A 20,198-nucleotide genomic window follows, 5' to 3' on the forward strand; every position below is an offset into this window, starting at 1 on the left:
TTTTTGGGTTAGTGCTATTGATTTTATTGCCCCATTTATCTTCACTAAATGGAATCGGGTTTTATGAGCGCCACTGTGCAACGCACGCACCATCAACCGTGTTACATTCAAGTTGAGGGTTAAACTCCTCACCATCTAATGTCCCTACAGCGCCACCTTCAGTAGTTATATAAACTGAAGTCCCATCGGGTACAGGGTTGTTAAAATGATCTGCAACATAAACCGAAATATCTGTGGTATCGCCAGGGTAATTTAACGCTTCAATATTGATTGTTTCAGGCGCAGCCGTAAAGCTGTTCCCATCAGGTAAGCCAGAGCTGATTGAAACAAGATCTGATACGCTTGTTACTTGCTCATCAAGTGCAACTAACGAAAGCTCACCAGAAGGACATGAAACATTGCTATCACGGTTTGCTTCATCTTTAAGGCACTCGTCATAAAGCTCTTTCCAACAAGTTACATTATCATTTTGATTTGCAGGGATCTGCTCATCAGGAATATAACAGGCTTGTACACGCACTGCTTGTGGAACAAAACCAGAGTTTATCTGAATTCGAGCTAAACCTTCTGAGTCAGTTGACACGCTGGCATGAGAATAACCACTTGCATCTGTAACTTCAGAGAGTGAAATTCCACCATTGGTAGAGGTTAAACGAAAATCTAAACGTTTTTGCTTCGCAACGTTACCAATTGCATCGGTAAGTTTAAAAGTAAGTTGGCTTGTTTCTTGGCGTGAAACACCACCCGTTCCTTTTAGAGCAAGCACATTTTCTGTCGCTTCTACAAATTCGATTGAGCTTACTTCAGCTGCTGATACAGGCACATTCACTGATACCACTTTTGGTGTTCCACCAGTTAGTACTGTCGCTGTTACTGTATCGCCCTGTGAAGTATTACAGCCGTTGCTTCTGTATGTTGCTGTAGCAATGCCGCTAATACTCGTCGCGGTTTCATCCATTACAGATAAATCTGATTCAACACACCCTGAAGTGAACTCAACATCAAGAGGAGAAACATATAAATCACCAGCTGCATCATAAATTGTTACTGTAATAACAGTAGTCGCACCTGCAGCAAGCGGCACAAATTCGTCATCAATAACATTGCCTGAGTCATCAAGCTTGTTATATAAACCATTTGAAATTTCAACGCTTAATTCAGCTGTCGCAATTTCAAATGCTTTTGAAGAAGTCACAGACTTAGCAGTCACAGTAACCTCGCCCGCACCACTATTGGCGCCAGGCTGTAATTTTAAAATGGCAAAGCCAAAGTTGTCAGTCAGGGCTTTTCCAGATTCTGGTAATAAACCACCAAGATCTGTTGAAAGCTCAGCGATAATACCGTCGATACCGTCGCCCGAGCTTGTATCTGTCACTTTAACCATTACATCGATAAGTTCGTCAGATGAGAATTGATTTACAACTGTACACCCTGACGTTAAGTAAGTAGTTTCAAGAGATGTTGTACTGCGATTGGCATCCCAATCAGTCGCACAGCCTTGAAGTAGTTTAACATCAAGCTCAGCTTCAGCACTTTCAACTGGGGCATCATCACCATTTGAAATAAAGCCTGCGATTTTTGTGATACTGTTACCACTTTCATCTGTGTAAGTTGCAACGACTTGACCTGCACCTTTTGAGTCACCACTGCTAAGCGTTACAAATGCCTCACCATTTTCATCGGTAAGGGCTGTGCCTAGTACTGGTGTAATTTTACCTGTGTAGTTAGTGGTAAATGAAATAAGTTGCCCATCGAGTGGCGTGTCTTCATCAAGTAAAGTCGCAGTAACCGTACCTTTGTTATCTTTACTCACTGGATTATCTAGAGAGAATGGCTGACCTGAGCTATCTACGATGTTAAGGCTTAGCGTAATACTACCGCTAACACTCGAGTCATCTGTTTCAGAGCCATCTGATGTAAAACCAAACGTATCAGTATATGTCTCACTATCAATTACATATGTAGCAGTAACAATACCTGCCCCCGCAGTATCACCCGCAGTTAACGTAATTGATGCAACACCATCAGAATCAGTTAAATCTGTTCCAGAAACTGGGTCTAATAGACCTATGTCACCATCTAGACTGAAATTAATAACTGCACCTACAACGGCTTCGTCATTATTAGTCAATGTTGCCGAGATGGTTAACGGTGTGTCAGCTGTAACTGCACTCGCTTCATCTGTAGTAGATTGGTTGTAGCCTTGAACAGACACAACATAGTTTGTTTCTACGGTTGTGTCATCATCTCCATCGGATGAATCACTATCTAATGATCCTCCACCGCCACAGGCGGCTAACAATGAGATGAAAACTAAAACACTTAGCCATCGCAATAAAGGCATCGACCTCTCCCTAGTTAGCTATTTTTTACTTATTTGATTGTTTACCTAATATTAACCTAAAAATTAAACGAAGATCATAATTTTTTTCCTTTAAAGGCAACGAAATTATTTAACTATTTATCGAATTTTTCTGTATAAAAATCTTCATGCTGGTAGTCTATGGCAAAATTTATAAAAAAATAGACTGGGTGTATGTCAAAAGTACGATCTTTAAGCCTTACATCTCGTATCATGGTAGGTATGGTACTGGGTGTAATCGTTGGTTTTATCTTTCAAGCCATTTTAGCGGGTGAAGACGATTTCCTTATTCCACTAGGGTTATTCTCTTTACCAATTAAATCATTTTTTGTTGATGGTATTTTCCATGTTGGTGGTCAAATTTTCATTGCAAGCTTAAAGATGCTTGTGGTGCCACTGGTTTTTGTATCATTAGTCTGTGGTACTTGTAGCTTAAGCGACCCTAAAAAATTAGGCCGTTTAGGCGGTAAGTCAATTTTGCTTTATTTAGCAACGACCGCAATTGCGATTACTGTTGCTATTACCTTAGCCTTATTAGTTAACCCAGGTGAAGGAATCAATTTACCTTCGGATGCTAACTACAGTGCAAAAGAAGCACCTACCCTTGCGCAAGTCATTATCGGTATGTTCCCAACAAACCCTATTGATGCTATGGCAAGTGGTAATATGCTACAGGTTATTGTTTTTGCATTATTATTCGGTGTTGCTATGGCCCTTAGCGGTAAAGCAGGCCAACGTGTTGCAAATGTTTTTGAAGACTTAAACACTGTTATTTTAAAGCTAGTTACCTTACTTATGAACATCGCACCTTATGGCGTGTTCTTCTTGATGGCAAAACTCTTTACAACCATCGACTTAAAGCTAATTATGAGCCTTGCTTTATACTTCGGTGTGGTTGTATTTGCACTTCTGTTCCACGGTTTAGTTAACTACAGTGTCTTGTTAAAGTTATTTACCGGCCTTAACCCAATTACGTTTTTAAAGAAGATGAAAAACGCTTGCCTATTTGCATTTAGTACATCTAGCTCAAGTGCAACTATGCCTATTACCCTTGAAACTGCGAGCAAGAAGTTAGGTGCGCACAACTCAGTTGCTTCGTTTACTGTGCCTTTAGGCGCAACCATTAACATGGACGGCACAGCAATTATGCAAGGTGTTGCGACCGTGTTCATCGCACAGGTATTTTCAGTTGATTTAACAATTTCTGATTACTTAATGGTAATTTTAACCGCAACACTTGCTTCTGTAGGTACTGCGGGTGTACCTGGTGTTGGTCTTATTATGTTAGCCATGGTGTTAAACCAAGTAGGATTACCTGTAGAAGGTATTGCTATCATCATTGGTGTTGACCGTTTACTCGATATGACACGTACCGCTGTCAACGTAACCGGTGACTGTATGGTTACCTGTGTGGTTGCAAAATCTGAAGGTGAATTTGATGAGGACGTATTTAACGACCCAAATGCCGCTAAAGATTTAGAGGACTATCATAAGTCAATTAAGTAATTACTTATCTGCAGCCCATAAAAAAACCCGCTAAGTTAGCGGGTTTTTTATTGATAGTGCTTGATTATGGATTTAAGCCTTTAAAACGTGACATTAAACTAACACCCGCTTTACTTAATCCAGAACTTAAACCAACGGCTAGCTTATCGCTTAAATTCTTCTTTATACGGTATTTAACTTTATAAATTTGACGCTCTTTCGCTTGGCTCAATAAGATATCATCACTTGTGTCAATCTTATCAACTAAACCTTTATCGAACGCTTGGGTAGCAAACCAATGCTCACCGGTTGCAACAGTATCAATATCTAGAGATGGACGCTGCTCACTCACAAAGGTTTTAAATAAACCGTGAGTCTGTTCAATTTCTTCTTTGAATTTTTCACGGCCTTTATCAGTATTCTCACCAAAAATAGTTAACGTGCGTTTGTACTCACCTGCGGTGATTTGCTCAAAATCAACATCATTCTTTTTCAAGATTTTATTAAAGTTAGGAATTTGTGCAATAACGCCAATCGAGCCAACAATTGCAAAAGGTGCTGCAATAATCTCATTGGCCACACAGGCCATCATATAGCCACCACTTGCTGCTACTTTATCAATAGCAACAGTTAAATGAATTCCAGCATTACGTAAGCGTTGTAGTTGAGAGGCAGCAAGGCCATAGCCGTGTACCACACCACCACCACTTTCAAGGCGTACCAGCACGCGATCTTTTTCTTTGTCGGCAATGGTTAAAATAGCGGTAATTTCTTCTCGTAGGCTTTCTACTTCGTGGGCATCAACACTGCCATTAAAGTCAATTACATATAAACGTGATTTAGGCTCGTCGTTTTGCTGTTTTTTAGTCTCAGCTTTTTGCTGTTTTTGGTGAGCCTTGAGCTCTTTTTTTGAAAGAGTATTTTCGATAAAGCTTTGTTTTAGATCATCAAGTTGCTCACTCAAATCATCAATCGTTATCTCCCCTTTCTTCGCTTTGGGTTTCACTGTAGCGCCCATGATAATGGCAACAATCACAGCAATTGCGATGACAAATGTCAGGGTCTTTGCAAAAAATAACCCGTATTCATATAAAAATTCCAATCAAACTCTCCATTTATTATTGCATCGGCACAATTTACCACGCTTTAAAGTAAAAAAAAGCCACATGATGTGGCTTTTTACTTAATTGGTTATTACTTAATTAGTAAGGTTTCGATTATTCAGTAACGACTTCTGTATTAGTAACCTGAAGATACTGACCACGGCTAGCTAGGAAAGTCGCGATTTGCAATTGCATTTCTGCAGTTGCCGCCGCACTTTCTTCAGCAGTTGCACCTGAATCTGCCGTTGCAGCAGGTGTTAACACTGAACTGTGATGGCCTTTAGTGAATTTAACCACATAACTCATTGCATCAGCTGTTGGACCTTGTGTTTCAGCTACCGTTGATAAACCCATTAAGTTAGCAAGAGGTAAACTACCAGCAATTGGGTTACTCGCTACCATAGGTGGAATAACCATATCAGCATTATTATTTTCACCATCACCTACTACTACGCTCATGTATACTGGCGTGCCAAGTGCTGCAACAGATGCTGCGTAGTTAGATGGGTCGCCGCTATCAAGTGCTGTTTGCGCAGCAAAGGCAAACTGAGTGATCACACTTTGAATGTTAGCTAATTTTGCTGTTTCGCCTGCCATTGTTAACGAACTTACGTACTCTTTATAAGCACATGTAACGAAAGCCGTTTGGTTAGACGCAAGTGAACCACAGTTCGATAGCGCTTCATTTTGAGTATAAGCACCAAACTCCGCTGATTCAGCTGTGCCTGCTGCAAGTAATACAGAGCCTTGTACAAATGGGCCAAATGTATTTGACTCAATTAAGAAGCTGGCGATACCACCGCCACCACTGGCAAGTGCTACGCTTTTAACGTTGAACATTGGATCAACTTGGTCAGCTAGCGGTGCATTAGTCACAGCAACAAATGCTGGAGCAACTACCGAGCCTAATGAATGGCCTAAGAATGATACATCTTGCGCATTTAAATCAGCAGCACCTGTAAAGTTAAGACCTAAGCGTAAGCCAAGTAAATCAGCAACTGATTGGCGTAAGCTATCACGCGCTACTAATAATGACTGTAAGTTCATATAGCTCAATACAGAACCTGTAGAGGCATTAAAGTCATCAGTACCGTCGCCGTCTACATCTACACCACGCTCACCATGCATAGGGTGATCGATTGCGGCTGTTGCAAAGCCTTGCATTGTTAGCTGTGCGGTAATAGCTAGCATATCTTCTTTTTTAGAAGTAATACCGTGCTGAAGGATAACAACAGGCCAGCCTGTCTCAGGCATGCTCAATGCATCTAAGCCAATATTTGCTCTAATAGCATTGATCACAGGTAAAATTGGTTTAGTAATTTGCACTGGCACATTAGCAATGCTTTGAGTTTTTGGAATTGTGTTGTACTTAGTTAAGTGTTTAGTTTGGTCTAAGCCTAAATCACGTAACTTGCCTTCACTTAACGCCATACAAAGGCCATCAGTTTCGCTAATTGGGTCTGTTGGGAATGAGTCACCGGCTGCTGCCGCATAACCTAACACAGCAACACCACTATCACATAAACCTTGCCAATAAGTCGCTGATAAGTCATCGACCGTTGTGCCTGTAGGCGTGGCTAAATACATAGGTAACATCACGCTACCTTTTTGATATTGCACACCGCCAAAAACAGGTGATAAACCAGTAATACCTTGTGATGCGAATACTTGCTCAACCGTAATAACAGGTTGCTCAGGAATTTGCACCATCGGCGTAGGTAGTGCATCTTGCGTTAAACTTGCAGCAAGAAGCTGTTTTACTGTACCAAGTACTTGACCTGCTGATTGCATTGTCATCGCAGCAGAATAGATAATTTCATCTTTTGTGATGGCACCACCCGATGTCACAGCATCTTCGTAGCTATTGATAACCGCTTGAAGTGACTTTTGCGAATCAGTGATAAGTGTTGTCTCTTCGCTCACTAGTGCATAAGTTGAAGATGGCTCAATTGAACGCCCTTCTGAGTCCATTAATGATGTTGTCAGAACATTAATGTAAGTGCTTCCCGCTTTAAATGGCTTAAGTGGGATAACAGCAACCGCATCACCAGAACCTTGAGTAATGAAGTCAACGCCAAAGGTTAATTCAGACACTAATTTACAAGCAATACCCGCTGGCACTTGCGAGCAAGTTTCATCTGTTTGGCTTGCACCCATTACAACTTCAAAAATACGCACAGCTCCTGGTGAAGCAGCAGAAGTCATATCAAGAGAAATACCCGCAGGAAAAGTTAAATCGATTTTAAACGGAGTTTGTGTTGACCAGCCATCAAGGGCACCAAGTGCAAGCTGAGGATCAGCATAAGCTGCACGTTCAACACTGACATTGTTGTCGTCTAATTCACCCGGCATGTTTAAAGTACCATCAAGGGTACCACTCATCAGTAAATCATTCGGTACTGAGATTACACTATTCGCTGGGTCAAATTTTACTGTCGCGGTTGGGAGAACAGGAGGATTATCATTTTTTACATCTTCTAATGTTTCTCCTCCACCACAGCCAGTAATGGCTGACGCAATGGCTAGTGAGAGTAGCAGTTTTTTCATAATTTCGCTCCGCGCAAATCTTATTGTTATTGTGTGTTCAGGGTTAAAAGTAGTTATTCTACTACCTTCATTCTAAGTTAATTTAATGTAATTAGGTTATTAATGAGACATTAGACCAGTTAAAGTTAACGTAAAGTTTCAATTTTCGCCACCTTAATTTGCAATAAATTCGATAACTTGGCTTTTTGCTATGGTAAAATGATGAAAAATCTAATCGATGGTACGTTTATGCATACTTATAAAGCCGCAGAGAATGCGCTAAAAGACAAAGTAATTTTAATAACAGGTGCTGGTGACGGCATTGGTCGTGTTGCCGCATTAACTTATGCTAAGCATGGTGCCACTGTTATTTTACTTGGAAAAACAACCAATAAACTTGAATGTGTTTATGATGAAATCGTAAATGCAGGCTATCCACAACCGGCTATTGTGCCAATGGACCTAAAAGGTGCCACAAAACAAAACTACCGTGACTTAGCTGCAACCATCGAAATGCAGTTCGGTAAGTTAGATGGTTTACTCAATAACGCTGGTATTTTAGGTTCATTGGGCCCACTTGAACATTTCTGTGTTTCTACCTTTGAAAACATCATGAAAGTGAATGTAACTGCACAAGCTATGATCACTAAATTCATGTTCCCACTGCTTCGCAAATCTGATAGCGCATCTGTTATTTTTACTTCGTCAGGTGTTGGTCGCCAAGGCCGTGAACACTGGGGGGCGTATGCAATCTCAAAATTTGCTGTTGAAGGTATGATGCAAACTTGGGCTTGTGAAGTGGGTAAAACCAATATTCGCGTAAACTGTATTAACCCAGGTGCTACCCGCACATCGATGCGTGCATCAGCATACCCTGGTGAAGATAGAGATAAGTTAGCAACACCAGAAGATTTAATGCCAACTTATTTATACTTGATGAGCGACGACTCTAAAGAGGTGAACGGCCAGTCTTTAGATGCTCAGCAAAAATAAAGCAGATTGCTAATACCTAGATACAAAAAAGCAGCTTTCGCTGCTTTTTTAATTTTCGATTAAATAAAACGTTTGATAATAAAATCAACTTTTACACGTTTAGCCTGCCCCAATAGCTTTTTAACCGGTGCAGGATAGTCATCCATCGTCTCTAAATCCTGTGGACCTGTTAAACGACGACAATGCTGCAAAATAGCTTGTTTTTCATTTTCTATTTGCTCAAGAATATGCTGCTTAGGGTCGTCAATTAAAATACCGTTTTCGATATCTAAGCCCCATGCGCGCGGATTTAAATTATGCCCACTTAATAAATGTAAGCGCTTATCTGAGCAAATCCCTTTTAAGTGAAAAGAATTACTTTCATGTTTCCAAAGGTAAACATTCAAATTACCATTACTGATGTGGCGTTTTTGTGACTTTAAAAACTTATACAAAATGGTTTCATATAAATAAGGTAATGCACCAATTTTACTAAACGGCTCACTTGGCGGCAGGTAAAAATCGTTTGCGGTTTTATCCCCTACCACAATAGTTACTTGCTTGCCTTGCTTCAATAAACGGCGTAATGAACGCATTAATGGTGCCGGAAAGTTAAAGTAAGGGGTATAAAGAACGAGTTCTTGCTCTGTGGTATCGAATAACGACTTAATTAAACGATTCAGCTTATTACTTCTGCGTCCTAAACCTAAAAATAAACGCACACCCAACTCACCGGCACTGGCTTCTGCAGCACTTTCGTAACTTGCCGATTTAAGTTCACGCATCAATTGTTTTTGCGCGACTTTAATATCATTAAACTTTACCAGTGGACGCATATCAATACGTGGCACTGCTGCTGAGCTTAAAAGATGTGTTTCTATAAATTCGATGACCGAATTACACAAACCAGCTTGGCGAACTAAAAAGTAGCGGTCTAAACGGTAACGTTCGTCTTGCTGCAGATACACATTATTTAAGCTTGCGCCGCTGTATAATAATGTGTCGTCAATCACAAAGCCTTTTAAATGCAGGACTCCGAAAAGCTCTTTGGCTTTTACTGGAACACCATGAACTTTAACATTTGATTGATACTGCTCTTGAAAATCACAATACATGCTGGCATTGCCATCAGACTTAGCCGCACCAATTAAACCACGTTGAGCACGGTGAAAATCAACGAGCACTTTTACTTCTAACTCAGGGTTAGCAAGTGATGCCTCATGTAACGCTGTTAATATTTCTCGCCCAGCTTCATCGTCTTGCAAATATAAAGCAGTAATATAAATTCTTTTTTTCGCTGCACCAATTAAACGCAATAGTTCAGTGCGATACTCTTTTGCATTGGTTAAGACTTGTACGTCTTCTGTAGTCAGCCCAAAAGCGGGCTTTTCCTGCCAAAATACCATAATTGCCTGTTCGTTTAGTTAGCTCATACCAAGAGCTAGTATCAAAATTAGCTAAAACATACCAAAAAAATATTGCTTGGTCATGAATTACCGTACTTTGATCACAGAACAATTTGTAATTAGCCTGTTTTATGAGCAAAAAGAGTTATTTAAATTATAATAAGTAAGGATTATTTGACAGCTTAGCGATTTGACTAAAAAAATAATCAGGGCTTTTGTTTACATCCGCCTTGTTTTTCTTAGAATCGGGCGCATAGACATCGTATTGAAACGTTTTTAGGAAAAACCATGAGTGACGCAAAACACTGTAAACTATTAATCTTAGGTTCTGGCCCAGCAGGCTACACGGCAGCGGTATACGCAGCACGTGCCAACCTTAACCCTGTTCTTATCACTGGTATTCAGCAAGGTGGTCAATTAACGACAACCACTGAAGTTGAAAACTGGCCTGGCGATGCACACGGTTTAACAGGCCCAGCATTAATGGACCGTATGAAAGAACACGCTGAACGTTTCGAGACTGAAATTGTTTTTGATCATATTAATAAAGTTGATGTTTCAAAGCGCCCTTTCACTTTAACAGGTGACTCAGGCACTTATACGTGTGATGCATTAATTATCGCAACAGGCGCGTCGGCTAAATACTTAGGTTTAGAATCAGAGACTAACTTCCAAGGTCGTGGTGTTTCTGCTTGTGCAACCTGTGATGGTTTCTTCTACCGTGGTCAAAAAGTAGCGGTTGTAGGCGGTGGTAACACTGCTGTTGAAGAAGCACTTTACTTATCAAATATCGCTGATGAAGTTCACGTTATACATCGTCGTGACAGCTTCCGTAGTGAAAAAATCTTAGCTGATCGTTTAAAAGAAAAAGCTGAAAACGGTAACGTTGTTTTACATTATAATCGCACTTTGGATGAAGTACTTGGTGATGAAATGGGCGTAACTGGCATCCGTATTAAAGCAACTGATTCTGAAGAAACAGAAAACTTAGATCTTGCCGGTGTATTCATTGCAATTGGCCATAAGCCAAACACTGACATGTTTGAAGGTCAGCTAGAAATGAAAGACGGCTATTTAGTCGTTCAGTCTGGTTTAAACGGTAACGCAACACAAACAAGCGTACCAGGTGTATTTGCTGCAGGTGACGTGTCTGATCACATTTATCGTCAAGCAATCACATCAGCAGGTACGGGTTGTATGGCTGCACTTGATGCAGAACGCTTCTTAGATAACCTATAAAATAGTTGATCTAAAGCACTAAATACTAGGGGCTGTTGTAAACAGCCCCTTTTTTATAGCTAAATTTTTGTTAAAATCAGAGCAAATAACAACGATACGCTGATATGATCAAGCAACTGTACCAACTCTCGCCCGAGACTGTTGATTTTCCAGACCCAGAACTCGCCCTTGATGAGCCCGATGGCCTGTTGGCAATTGGCGGGGATTTATCAGTTGAGCGCATTAAAAATGCCTACAACACAGGTATTTTTCCTTGGTTTAGTGACTATGAGCCCATTATGTGGTGGTCACCTAGCATGCGTGGTGTTATTGAGCTAAATGAATTTCATGTTAGTCGCAGCTTAAAAAAGCATTTAAAGCGTTTTCCTGTGCGTGTCACCATAAATCATGCATTTTCCCACGTTATCAATGCCTGTCGTGAGCAACGTATCGATGCAGAAGGTACATGGATCACTGAGCAAATGATGCATGCCTACATTGAAGCGCACCACCAGGGTCTAGCGCACAGCCTTGAAATATGGCACCAAGATGAACTCGTAGCTGGTCTCTATGGCATTATGCAAAATGGCATATTTTGTGGTGAATCAATGTTTCATCAAGTCAGTAATGGCTCAAAGCTGGCGATGTGGGCATTAGTTAATTGGCTTAAGAAGCACCAAGCCCATTTTATTGATTGCCAACTAGAAAACCCTTATTTAATCACTTTAGGTGCAAAAGTTATCCCACGTAGAGAATTTTTAACTAGACTTAAATTAGCGCACAGTTATGTGCCTAAAAAAGATATGTGGCAACCACAAGAGTTGATTAATATTTATGACTGAGCACTTACCCGCTAGGCTTGGTTTAAGCCAGCAATTTGATTGCAGTTATTTACCCGACCGTCAGGAGCAACTACTTGTTATACTTGATCCAAGTTGTTATTGCCCTGATAAATTTGAACAGTTATTAGCATTGGGTTTTAGACGCAGTGGCGACCAAATCTATCGTCCACATTGCCCTATTTGTAATGCCTGTAATTCAGTGCGCGTTTTGGCCACGGCGGGATCGCACTTTGTAAAAAGGCTTTAACATCCGCCTCTTTTCTGATCTAATAACGCCCACATTGTCACTATCTACTCGTTAATTATGTCGTTATTTAGCCACCTTGAACTTGTGGAAGATAAGCGTTCTTTCATCAATCAACATCATGACCTTACTGATGTCTTATTTCTTATCATTTCGGCGGTTTTATCTGGTTGTGAAGGCTGGAAAGATATCGAAGTGTTTGGACACAGCAAGCTGTCTTGGCTCCGACAGTTCAGAGCATTTAAACATGGTATTCCAACGCGACATAGTATTGCTCGTATTCTTAAAACAGTGGAAACTGACTCTCTGATTTTGGCCCTGCTTAGTTGGGTTAACGAGCAACGAACTCAATCTGACAAGCCAATTATTGCATTTGATGGGAAAACTCTGCGTGGTGCCAGTAAAAAGCGTGAGGATAACTTACACTTGGTGTCCGCTTTTGATTGTGAATCTGGTTTAACTTTGTATCAGCGTACCGTAGAAAGTAAATCTAACGAGATCCCAGCAGTTAGGGCCTTATTAGACGTGCTCGATATTTCAGACTCTATCATCACACTAGATGCACTACATTGTCAGAAAGCGACACTCTCAGCACTGACTTCAAGAGATGCGGACTATTTGGTTCAGGTCAAAGCAAATCAGAAAACGCTTTATAAAGCAGTCGCTTCATGTTTTGAAAAAGCTTTTGAAGAAGAGGGAGATTTGCCTGAGGACGTACAAACCAGCAATGGGCATGGACGTCAGGAAACACGGATCACTTACGCTCTAAAAGCAGACAAACTGCCTAAAGAGATAAAAGAAAAATGGCCAGGGCTTACTTCGTTGGTCGCAGTCGAAAGGCACAATAAGTCAGACTCAATAATAAAAATAGACACGCACTTTTATGTTACTTCTGTCGAGCCAGATGCACAGATGTTGCAGAAAGCAATCCGCCATCATTGGCACATAGAAAATCAGCAGCACTGGGTGTTGGATGTCGTCTTTAAGGAAGACGCTTGCCAGATAAGCGAGCCGATTTCGGCGGAGAATATGGCGCTGTTCAGACGGTTTGTTCGCAACTTGGTAAAACAGCACAAAGGCCGTAAAGACTCGATACGCAGTAAGTGTGTTAGGGCTAGTTTTGACGATGAATTCAGGGCTGAGCTTATCTTTGGTTAATACTTGTTAACAAAGTATGCTCTCACCCTGGCGTTTTGGCCCAACAATTTACCCCTTCAAAATCGCAAAAGCGCAAATTAAATAAAGCAAATAAGGTTTTCACAGTCAGTTATAGTGAATACGAACGCGCAGAATATTACCCGTTATATTGCAAATACATCACGCAAAGGCATCAAGATGGTTCAATGTTTCCGCCTGATCAAAGTCAGTACGAAAGCTTTTTGTTTTGCCAGTGGCTACCCGTTACGTTCTTAGAGTTAAGAGATGGCGATAAATTAGTTGCTGTCGCGGTAACCGATTGCATGACCAATGCCCTATCAGCGATTTATACCTTTTTTGACCCTGATTATGAGCAATACAGTATTGGTAGCATCATGATCATGGAACAAATTAAATTTGCAAAACAACAAGCAAAACAATTTGTCTATTTAGGTTACCAAATCGACGAATGCACTAAAATGAAATATAAAACCCAATTTTTGCCTGCACAAAAGCACATTGGCGACGAGTGGTTGGCGATTTAATTTACAAAATTGAGCCCTGTAGCTTTACTTATTGCTGTATTTTCGGCAAAATCTGCAGCGTTTAACTATTAAAGAGGTGTTACGCTAAACATGGCGAAAGAAGACGTAATCGAAATGCAAGGTACGGTCCTTGATACTTTACCAAATACAATGTTCCGAGTTGAGCTAGAAAATGGTCACGTTGTTGTGGCTCATATCTCTGGTAAAATGCGCAAAAACTACATCCGCATCTTAACTGGCGACAAAGTAACCGTAGAAATGACTCCTTACGATTTATCGAAAGGTCGCATCGTATTCCGTGCTCGCTAAGTTAGTGCGTTAACGAGAGATTTAGCTTTTTGCTGCTTTGAATGAGCAGGTGTGTTTATTACAAAGAGCTAAAAGCGTTTGTTAAATGGTGTTAAAACTAACTTAGTTTTAATTCCATTTAATAAACAAAAAGCCCAGCAATTGCTGGGCTTTTTGTTTTCAGCTAAAAACAACTTAAGCTGTTTCTAAGCTAGTTTCAAAGTCAAAGTGAATTTTCTTATCTTTAACCGATACCTTAACTGAACCACCATCGGCTAGCTCACCAAACAAGATTGCATTTGCAAGCGGCTTTTTAAGCTCATCTTGGATAACACGAGCCATCGGGCGTGCACCCATCGCTTTATCGTAGCCTTTATCTGCCAACCACTCTCTTGCTTTGGATGTAAGTTCAAGGTTAACCGACTTCTTATCAAGTTGTGCTTGTAACTCAACAATGAACTTATCAACCACTTGCAAGATAATCTCTTTCTCAAGGTGATTAAACCAAATGATATTATCTAAGCGGTTTCTAAACTCAGGTGAAAACACTTTGTTGATTTCACTCATTGCATCATGAGAATGGTCTTGTTCGGTAAAGCCAATCGACTTACGTACAGTCTCTTGAACACCCGCATTCGTCGTCATCACCAATACTACATTTCTGAAATCGGCTTTACGACCGTTGTTATCAGTAAGGGTACCGTGATCCATTACTTGCAGTAGAATGTTGTAAATATCTGAATGTGCTTTTTCAATTTCGTCCAGTAGCACAACTGCATGCGGGTTTTTAATTACCGCTTCAGTTAATAAACCACCTTGCTCAAAACCTACATAGCCAGGAGGTGCACCAATTAGACGGCTGACCGCATGACGTTCAACGTATTCAGACATATCAAAGCGAATAAACTCAACACCCATACATTTAGCAAGCTGCTTAGTGACTTCTGTTTTACCAACCCCTGTTGGGCCTGCAAATAAGAACGAACCCACCGGTTTATCTTCGTTAGCAAGGCCTGAGCGCGATAAACGAATTGCTGAAGTCAATGCATCGATTGATTGGTCTTGACCAAACACCAGCATTTTCAGGTTACGGTCAAGGTTCTTAAGTGTCTCTTTATCGCTAGAAGAAACGCTTTGCTGAGGAATACGCGCCATTTTAGATACAATGAGCTCGATATCAGCCACACCGATTGTTTTCTTACGCTTAGAAACGGGCTGTAAACGCTGATTAGCACCTGCTTCATCAATAACATCAATAGCCTTGTCAGGTAAGTGACGTTCATTAATGTATTTAGCACTAAGTTCTGCTGCTGCTTTCAATGCTTTTTGAGTATAACGAATACCATGGTGCTCTTCGTAACGCTCTTTTAAACCGTTAAGAATTTTCGTGGTATCAGCCACACTTGGTTCAAGCACATCAATTTTTTGGAAACGACGCACTAGCGCACGGTCTTTTTCAAAGATATTCTTGAACTCGTTATAAGTAGTTGAGCCCATGCAGCGCAACTTACCACTCGAAAGTAGCGGTTTAATTAGGTTCGATGCATCCATTACACCACCCGATGCTGCGCCGGCACCAATGATGGTATGAATTTCATCAATAAATAAAATTGAACCTGGTTTAGCTTGTAACTCTTTAAGCAGCGATTTAAAACGTTTTTCAAAATCACCACGGTATTTGGTACCCGCTAATAATGCGCCCATATCGAGTGAGTAAACAACTGCATCGGCAATCACTTCAGGTACTTCTTTATTTACAATACGATAAGCTAGGCCTTCAGCAATGGCTGTTTTACCCACACCAGCTTCACCAACCAAGAGCGGGTTATTTTTCTTACGACGACATAACACTTGTACAGTGCGTTCAACTTCGTTGTCGCGACCCACTAATGGGTCTATATTGCCATCAATTGCTTGCTGATTTAGATTAGTCGTAAAGTTTTCAAGCTTAGTCGGCTCCTCGCCTTGCACTTCTTGCACTTCTTCATGAATGTCATCGTGGTCTTCACCGCCAATGTCGTCATCTGTTTTGGAAATGCCATGCGAAATGAAGTTAACAATATCTAAACGATTAACATCTGATTTTTTAAGTAGATAAACAGCTTGGCTTTCTTGCTCAGAAAAAATTGCCACTAGCACATTAACGCCAGTTACTTCGTTTTTGCCTGATGATTGCACGTGAAATACAGCGCGCTGTAATACACGCTGAAAACCTAACGTCGGTTGTGTTTCTCTGTCTTCTTCAAGATCAGGAATAACCGGCGTTGTTTCATCAATAAAATCTGATAATTCGACTTTTAATGCGCCCATATCAACGCCGCAGGCGTTAAGCGCTTCTCCAGCAGAAGGGTTATCGAGCAGTGCAAGTAAAAGATGCTCGACGGTCATAAATTCATGACGGCGTGTTCTCGCTTCGCGAAACGCCGCATTCAAGGTTAGTTCTAAGTCTTTGTTTAGCATTGGCAACCCCTTACTGAGATAATATTTATATACCGTTGTGACGGGCTAATTGGTTCACCCTACCTTGGTATTTATTCCTGCTCACAACTACATAGCAGTGGATGCTCGTTGTCTCGTGCGTAACGATTAACTTGTTCAGCTTTGGTATGAGCTACATCGGCGCTGTAAACACCGCAAATTGCTTTACCGTTATGATGAACTTGAAGCATCACATCTGTTGCTCTATCGCTATCCATATTAAAAAACGTCATTAGTACTTCTATCACAAAGTCCATAGGCGTGTAATCATCATTATTTAAAATGACTTTATATTTTCGCGGTGGTTGCAATTTTTGCTTTTCACTATCGCGAACTGTTTCAATAACACCAGAATCTTTCATGCCACTCATAATTAAATATAGTCTTGTCTTTAGAACTCAAGCAAACTTGAATAAAAAAATAAATAAATTGTTAAAAAATAGTCTAAAACACTTGACTGACTGGCTAAATAAACTACAGTCAAATATAGATTGATTAATCATTAGTCAGTCTAGCAAATTACACGGTTTAGAATAACTAAATTAGTCAACTTATAGAAGGATGTAGAAGTATGGCTTGTGGAAAAGTCAAATGGTTCAACAATGCCAAAGGTTTTGGCTTCATCGTAGAAGACGGCAGCGAGACTGATATATTCGCTCATTACTCAACGATTGTAATGGACGGTTATAAAACACTTAAAGCTGGTCAAGATGTAACATTCGAATTGCAACAAGGTCCAAAAGGGTTACACGCAACGAATATTGCGCCTAACGATGAAATCTCTTAGGTAAAACCTATTCGAGTATCAAGCGAGCGACCTTGTTAAGATCCTCGCTTACTCTTCTCATTTAAATATATCTTTCACTTCCCTTGAAATTCCATTTCTTTACCCCAATTGTTTAATTGTTATTAGCCCTTTAGAGCCAAGCTTGTTACACTCTTGTTGCTTAAATTTAGCTTTTTCGTCATTTTGACGTAAGGCTTTTGGCTAATTTCATAATTTGCTTATTTGAGCTATAAGAATTTTACAGTCTGTCAGCTGTGGTTATTTTAATACTATGTATTGAGTTGCAACAGCTAACAGACTGCTTGCTGTTGTTTTATCAAGGCACTTAAGCTTGGTAATTCAAGGCTATCTATTGCATTGTTGAATATGGCTAATTAAGGGTTACTGCTAGCAGTCATTACCAAACATTACGCCAACTATCTAGGAATGATGATGACATCAAAAATTATCTATACTAAAACAGATGAAGCGCCGGCTCTTGCGACGTATTCATTGTTACCAATCATCCAAGCGTATACAAACGCTGCGGGTGTTGAAGTTGAAACTCGTGATATTTCATTAGCGGGTCGTGTGATTGCAAACTTCCCTGAGTACTTAACTGAAGATCAACGTATTGATGATGCACTTGCAGAGTTAGGTGAAATGGCTAAAACACCTGAAGCTAACATTATCAAGTTACCTAATATCAGTGCTTCTATCCCTCAGCTACGTGCAGTAATCAAAGAGTTACAAGAAAAAGGTTACGCATTACCTGACTACCCTTCAGAGCCAAAAACTGATGAAGAAAAGAAAGTTAAAGCAACTTACGACAAAATCAAAGGTTCTGCTGTAAACCCGGTACTTCGTGAAGGTAACTCAGACCGTCGTGCTCCAGGTTCAGTAAAAGAGTACGCTCGCAATAATCCACACTCAATGGGTGCATGGAGCAAAGATTCTCAGTCTTACGTTGCTAGCATGGAAGAAGGTGACTTCTTCGGTTCTGAGCAATCAGTGACTATTCCAGAAGCAACTGACGTACGTATCGAGCATGTTGCTGAAAATGGTGACATTACAGTTCTTAAAGCAAGTACACCATTACTAGCGGGTGAAGTAATTGACGCGTCTCGCATGAGTGCTGCTAAGCTTCAAGCTTTCCTTGCAAAAGAAATTCAAGCAGCAAAAGACAAAGGCGTGTTGTTCTCATTACACATGAAAGCAACTATGATGAAAGTGTCTGACCCAATCATCTTCGGTCACGCTGTAAAAGTGTTCTTCAAAGACGTATTCACAAAACACGCTGATCTTTTCAAAGAACTAGATGTTGACGTAAACAACGGCTTTGGTGATGTATTCTCAAAAATCGAAAGCCTAGATGCAGCTAAGAAAGCTGAAATCGAAGCTGATATCCAAGCGGTATACGACAACAACCCTGCTATTGCAATGGTTGATTCTGACCGTGGTATCACTAACCTTCACGTACCAAGTGATGTGATCATCGATGCATCAATGCCTGCTGCAATCCGTTCTAGCGGTCAAATGTGGAATAGCGAAGGTAAATTACAAGACACTAGCTTTGTAATTCCAGATCGTTGTTACTCAGGTGTTTACCAAGCAACTATCGATTTCTGTAAAGAGAATGGTGCATTCGATCCAACAACTATGGGTAGCGTACCTAACGTTGGTCTTATGGCTCAAAAAGCTGAAGAGTACGGTTCACACGACAAAACGTTTGAAGTAGCTGCTGCTGGTACAATCCGTGTAGTTGACACAGCTGGTACAACTTTACTTGAGCATGCTGTTGAGCAAGGTGATATCTGGCGTATGTGTCAGGTAAAAGACGCACCAATCCAAGATTGGGTTAAACTTGCTGTTAACCGTGCTCGCGCAACTAACACGCCTGCAGTTTTCTGGTTAGACGAAAACCGTGCACACGATGCTGAGCTAATCAAAAAAGTAAACGCGTATTTACCACAACATGATACTGATGGTCTTGAGATCCACATCTTAGCACCAATTGAAGCGACTAAGTTCTCATTAGAGCGCATCAAAGAAGGTAAAGACACTATTTCAGTAACTGGTAACGTATTACGTGACTACCTAACTGACTTATTCCCAATTCTTGAGCTTGGTACAAGTGCTAAAATGCTTTCAATCGTACCACTTATGAATGGTGGTGGCTTATTCGAAACAGGTGCAGGTGGTTCAGCACCTAAGCACGTTCAACAGTTCGAAAAAGAAAACCACTTACGTTGGGATTCATTAGGTGAGTTCTTAGCGCTTGCAGCTTCTTTAGAGCACTTAGCAGTTAATACTGGTAATAAGAAAGCACAAGTTCTTGCTGATACGCTTGATAAAGCAACTGGTACTTTCCTAGCTGAAAACAAATCACCTTCACGTAAAGTGAAAGAGATTGATAACCGTGGTTCGCACTTCTTCCTTTCTTTATTCTGGGCACAAGAACTTGCTGCACAAAATGATGATGCGGAATTAAAAGCACAGTTCACACAAATCGCTGCTGATCTTGAGTCTCAAAAAGACCAAATCGTTACTGAATTAAACGATGCACAAGGTCCAGTAATGAGTGTTGGCGGTTACTTCCAACCAAATGATGAGTTAGCATTCAAAGCAATGCGTCCAAGCTCAACATTTAATGACATCCTAGCTAAACTGGTTTAATTCATTTAAACATAATTAATTAGCTATAAGAGAGTTACCTCAGTGTTTTTAACACCGAAGAGGTAACTCTTTTTTATTTTAGCGACTTAAAATCAATTTTTAATACCAATTCGCTTAATTAAGTGGATCTATTTTGAGGCAATAAAACCT

General features: G+C 40.5%; 14 protein-coding genes and 2 pseudogenes. 10 read left to right on the plus strand and 6 right to left on the minus strand.

Annotated features, from left to right (window positions below):
• Positions 1–61 precede the first annotated feature (61 nt).
• Entirely contained in the window at positions 62–2,344 is a 2,283-nt protein-coding gene (locus J8Z28_RS10195) for a hypothetical protein (protein ID WP_250659366.1), read from the minus strand.
• Positions 2,345–2,536: 192 nt separating this feature from the next.
• On the opposite strand from J8Z28_RS10195, the gene J8Z28_RS10200 reads away from it, so the two are divergent.
• The gene (locus J8Z28_RS10200) at positions 2,537–3,868 is read left to right on the plus strand and encodes a dicarboxylate/amino acid:cation symporter (RefSeq protein WP_054561659.1); all 1,332 of its coding nucleotides are present in this window, start codon (positions 2,537–2,539) and stop codon (positions 3,866–3,868) included.
• A 64-nt stretch (positions 3,869–3,932) separates the two neighbouring features.
• Here J8Z28_RS10200 and sohB read toward each other — a convergent pair whose 3' ends face one another.
• On the minus strand, positions 3,933–4,949 hold the full coding sequence (sohB, locus tag J8Z28_RS10205; protein ID WP_054561660.1) for a protease SohB: 1,017 nt from the start codon (positions 4,947–4,949) through the stop codon (positions 3,933–3,935).
• Positions 4,950–5,064: 115 nt separating this feature from the next.
• On the minus strand, positions 5,065–7,497 hold the full coding sequence (locus J8Z28_RS10210) for a VolA/Pla-1 family phospholipase (protein WP_054561661.1): 2,433 nt from the start codon (positions 7,495–7,497) through the stop codon (positions 5,065–5,067).
• Positions 7,498–7,725: 228 nt separating this feature from the next.
• Here J8Z28_RS10210 and J8Z28_RS10215 point away from each other — a divergent pair, with 228 nt between their 5' ends.
• Entirely contained in the window at positions 7,726–8,469 is a 744-nt protein-coding gene (locus tag J8Z28_RS10215; protein WP_054562005.1) for a YciK family oxidoreductase, read from the plus strand.
• 59 nt (positions 8,470–8,528) lie between these two features.
• Here the strand turns inward: J8Z28_RS10215 and pssA are convergent, their stop codons facing one another.
• Positions 8,529–9,854: a CDP-diacylglycerol--serine O-phosphatidyltransferase gene (gene pssA, locus J8Z28_RS10220; RefSeq protein ID WP_054561662.1), complete on the minus strand. Its 1,326-nt coding sequence runs from the start codon at positions 9,852–9,854 to the stop codon at positions 8,529–8,531.
• 288 nt (positions 9,855–10,142) lie between these two features.
• Here pssA and trxB point away from each other — a divergent pair, with 288 nt between their 5' ends.
• The 6 genes and pseudogenes from trxB to infA all read left to right on the plus strand — a co-directional run bounded on the left by trxB (position 10,143) and on the right by infA (position 14,149).
• Complete coding sequence (gene trxB, locus J8Z28_RS10225; RefSeq protein ID WP_054551466.1) at positions 10,143–11,093, plus strand: thioredoxin-disulfide reductase; 951 nt, start codon at positions 10,143–10,145, stop codon at positions 11,091–11,093.
• Between the two features lie 104 nt (positions 11,094–11,197).
• Positions 11,198–11,914 carry a leucyl/phenylalanyl-tRNA--protein transferase gene (aat, locus tag J8Z28_RS10230; RefSeq protein WP_054561663.1) on the plus strand — a complete coding sequence of 239 codons (717 nt, stop codon included), beginning with the start codon at positions 11,198–11,200 and terminating at the stop codon, positions 11,912–11,914.
• Positions 11,907–12,128, plus strand: a pseudogene (locus J8Z28_RS10235) (arginyltransferase); the annotation flags it as partial. The gene aat and the pseudogene J8Z28_RS10235, both read left to right, overlap by 8 nt.
• A 90-nt stretch (positions 12,129–12,218) precedes the next feature.
• The gene (locus J8Z28_RS10240) at positions 12,219–13,316 is read left to right on the plus strand and encodes an ISAs1 family transposase (RefSeq protein ID WP_250659367.1); all 1,098 of its coding nucleotides are present in this window, start codon (positions 12,219–12,221) and stop codon (positions 13,314–13,316) included.
• Between the two features lie 17 nt (positions 13,317–13,333).
• Positions 13,334–13,840 (plus strand): annotated as a pseudogene (locus J8Z28_RS10245) (GNAT family N-acetyltransferase); the annotation flags it as partial.
• 90 nt (positions 13,841–13,930) lie between these two features.
• Complete coding sequence (gene infA / locus J8Z28_RS10250; RefSeq protein WP_002962494.1) at positions 13,931–14,149, plus strand: translation initiation factor IF-1; 219 nt, start codon at positions 13,931–13,933, stop codon at positions 14,147–14,149.
• A 174-nt stretch (positions 14,150–14,323) separates the two neighbouring features.
• On the opposite strand, the gene clpA is transcribed toward infA, so the two are convergent.
• Together clpA and clpS are read right to left on the minus strand one after the other, a co-directional pair.
• On the minus strand, positions 14,324–16,588 hold the full coding sequence (gene clpA, locus J8Z28_RS10255; protein WP_054561665.1) for an ATP-dependent Clp protease ATP-binding subunit ClpA: 2,265 nt from the start codon (positions 16,586–16,588) through the stop codon (positions 14,324–14,326).
• A gap of 71 nt (positions 16,589–16,659) precedes the next feature.
• Positions 16,660–16,968 (minus strand): ATP-dependent Clp protease adapter ClpS, encoded by a 309-nt coding sequence (gene clpS, locus J8Z28_RS10260; RefSeq protein WP_161804337.1) that lies wholly within the window; start codon positions 16,966–16,968, stop codon positions 16,660–16,662.
• A gap of 209 nt (positions 16,969–17,177) precedes the next feature.
• Between clpS and cspD the strand changes: the two genes are divergently transcribed.
• Together cspD and J8Z28_RS10270 are read left to right on the plus strand one after the other, a co-directional pair.
• Entirely contained in the window at positions 17,178–17,393 is a 216-nt protein-coding gene (cspD, locus tag J8Z28_RS10265; RefSeq protein WP_036968098.1) for a cold shock domain-containing protein CspD, read from the plus strand.
• A 432-nt stretch (positions 17,394–17,825) separates the two neighbouring features.
• Entirely contained in the window at positions 17,826–20,048 is a 2,223-nt protein-coding gene (locus J8Z28_RS10270; RefSeq protein ID WP_055020829.1) for an NADP-dependent isocitrate dehydrogenase, read from the plus strand.
• The last annotated feature ends 150 nt before the right edge of the window (positions 20,049–20,198 follow it).

Source organism: Pseudoalteromonas sp. SCSIO 43088, assembly GCF_023650795.1.
GTDB classification, from domain to species: Bacteria; Pseudomonadota; Gammaproteobacteria; order Enterobacterales; family Alteromonadaceae; genus Pseudoalteromonas; species Pseudoalteromonas shioyasakiensis.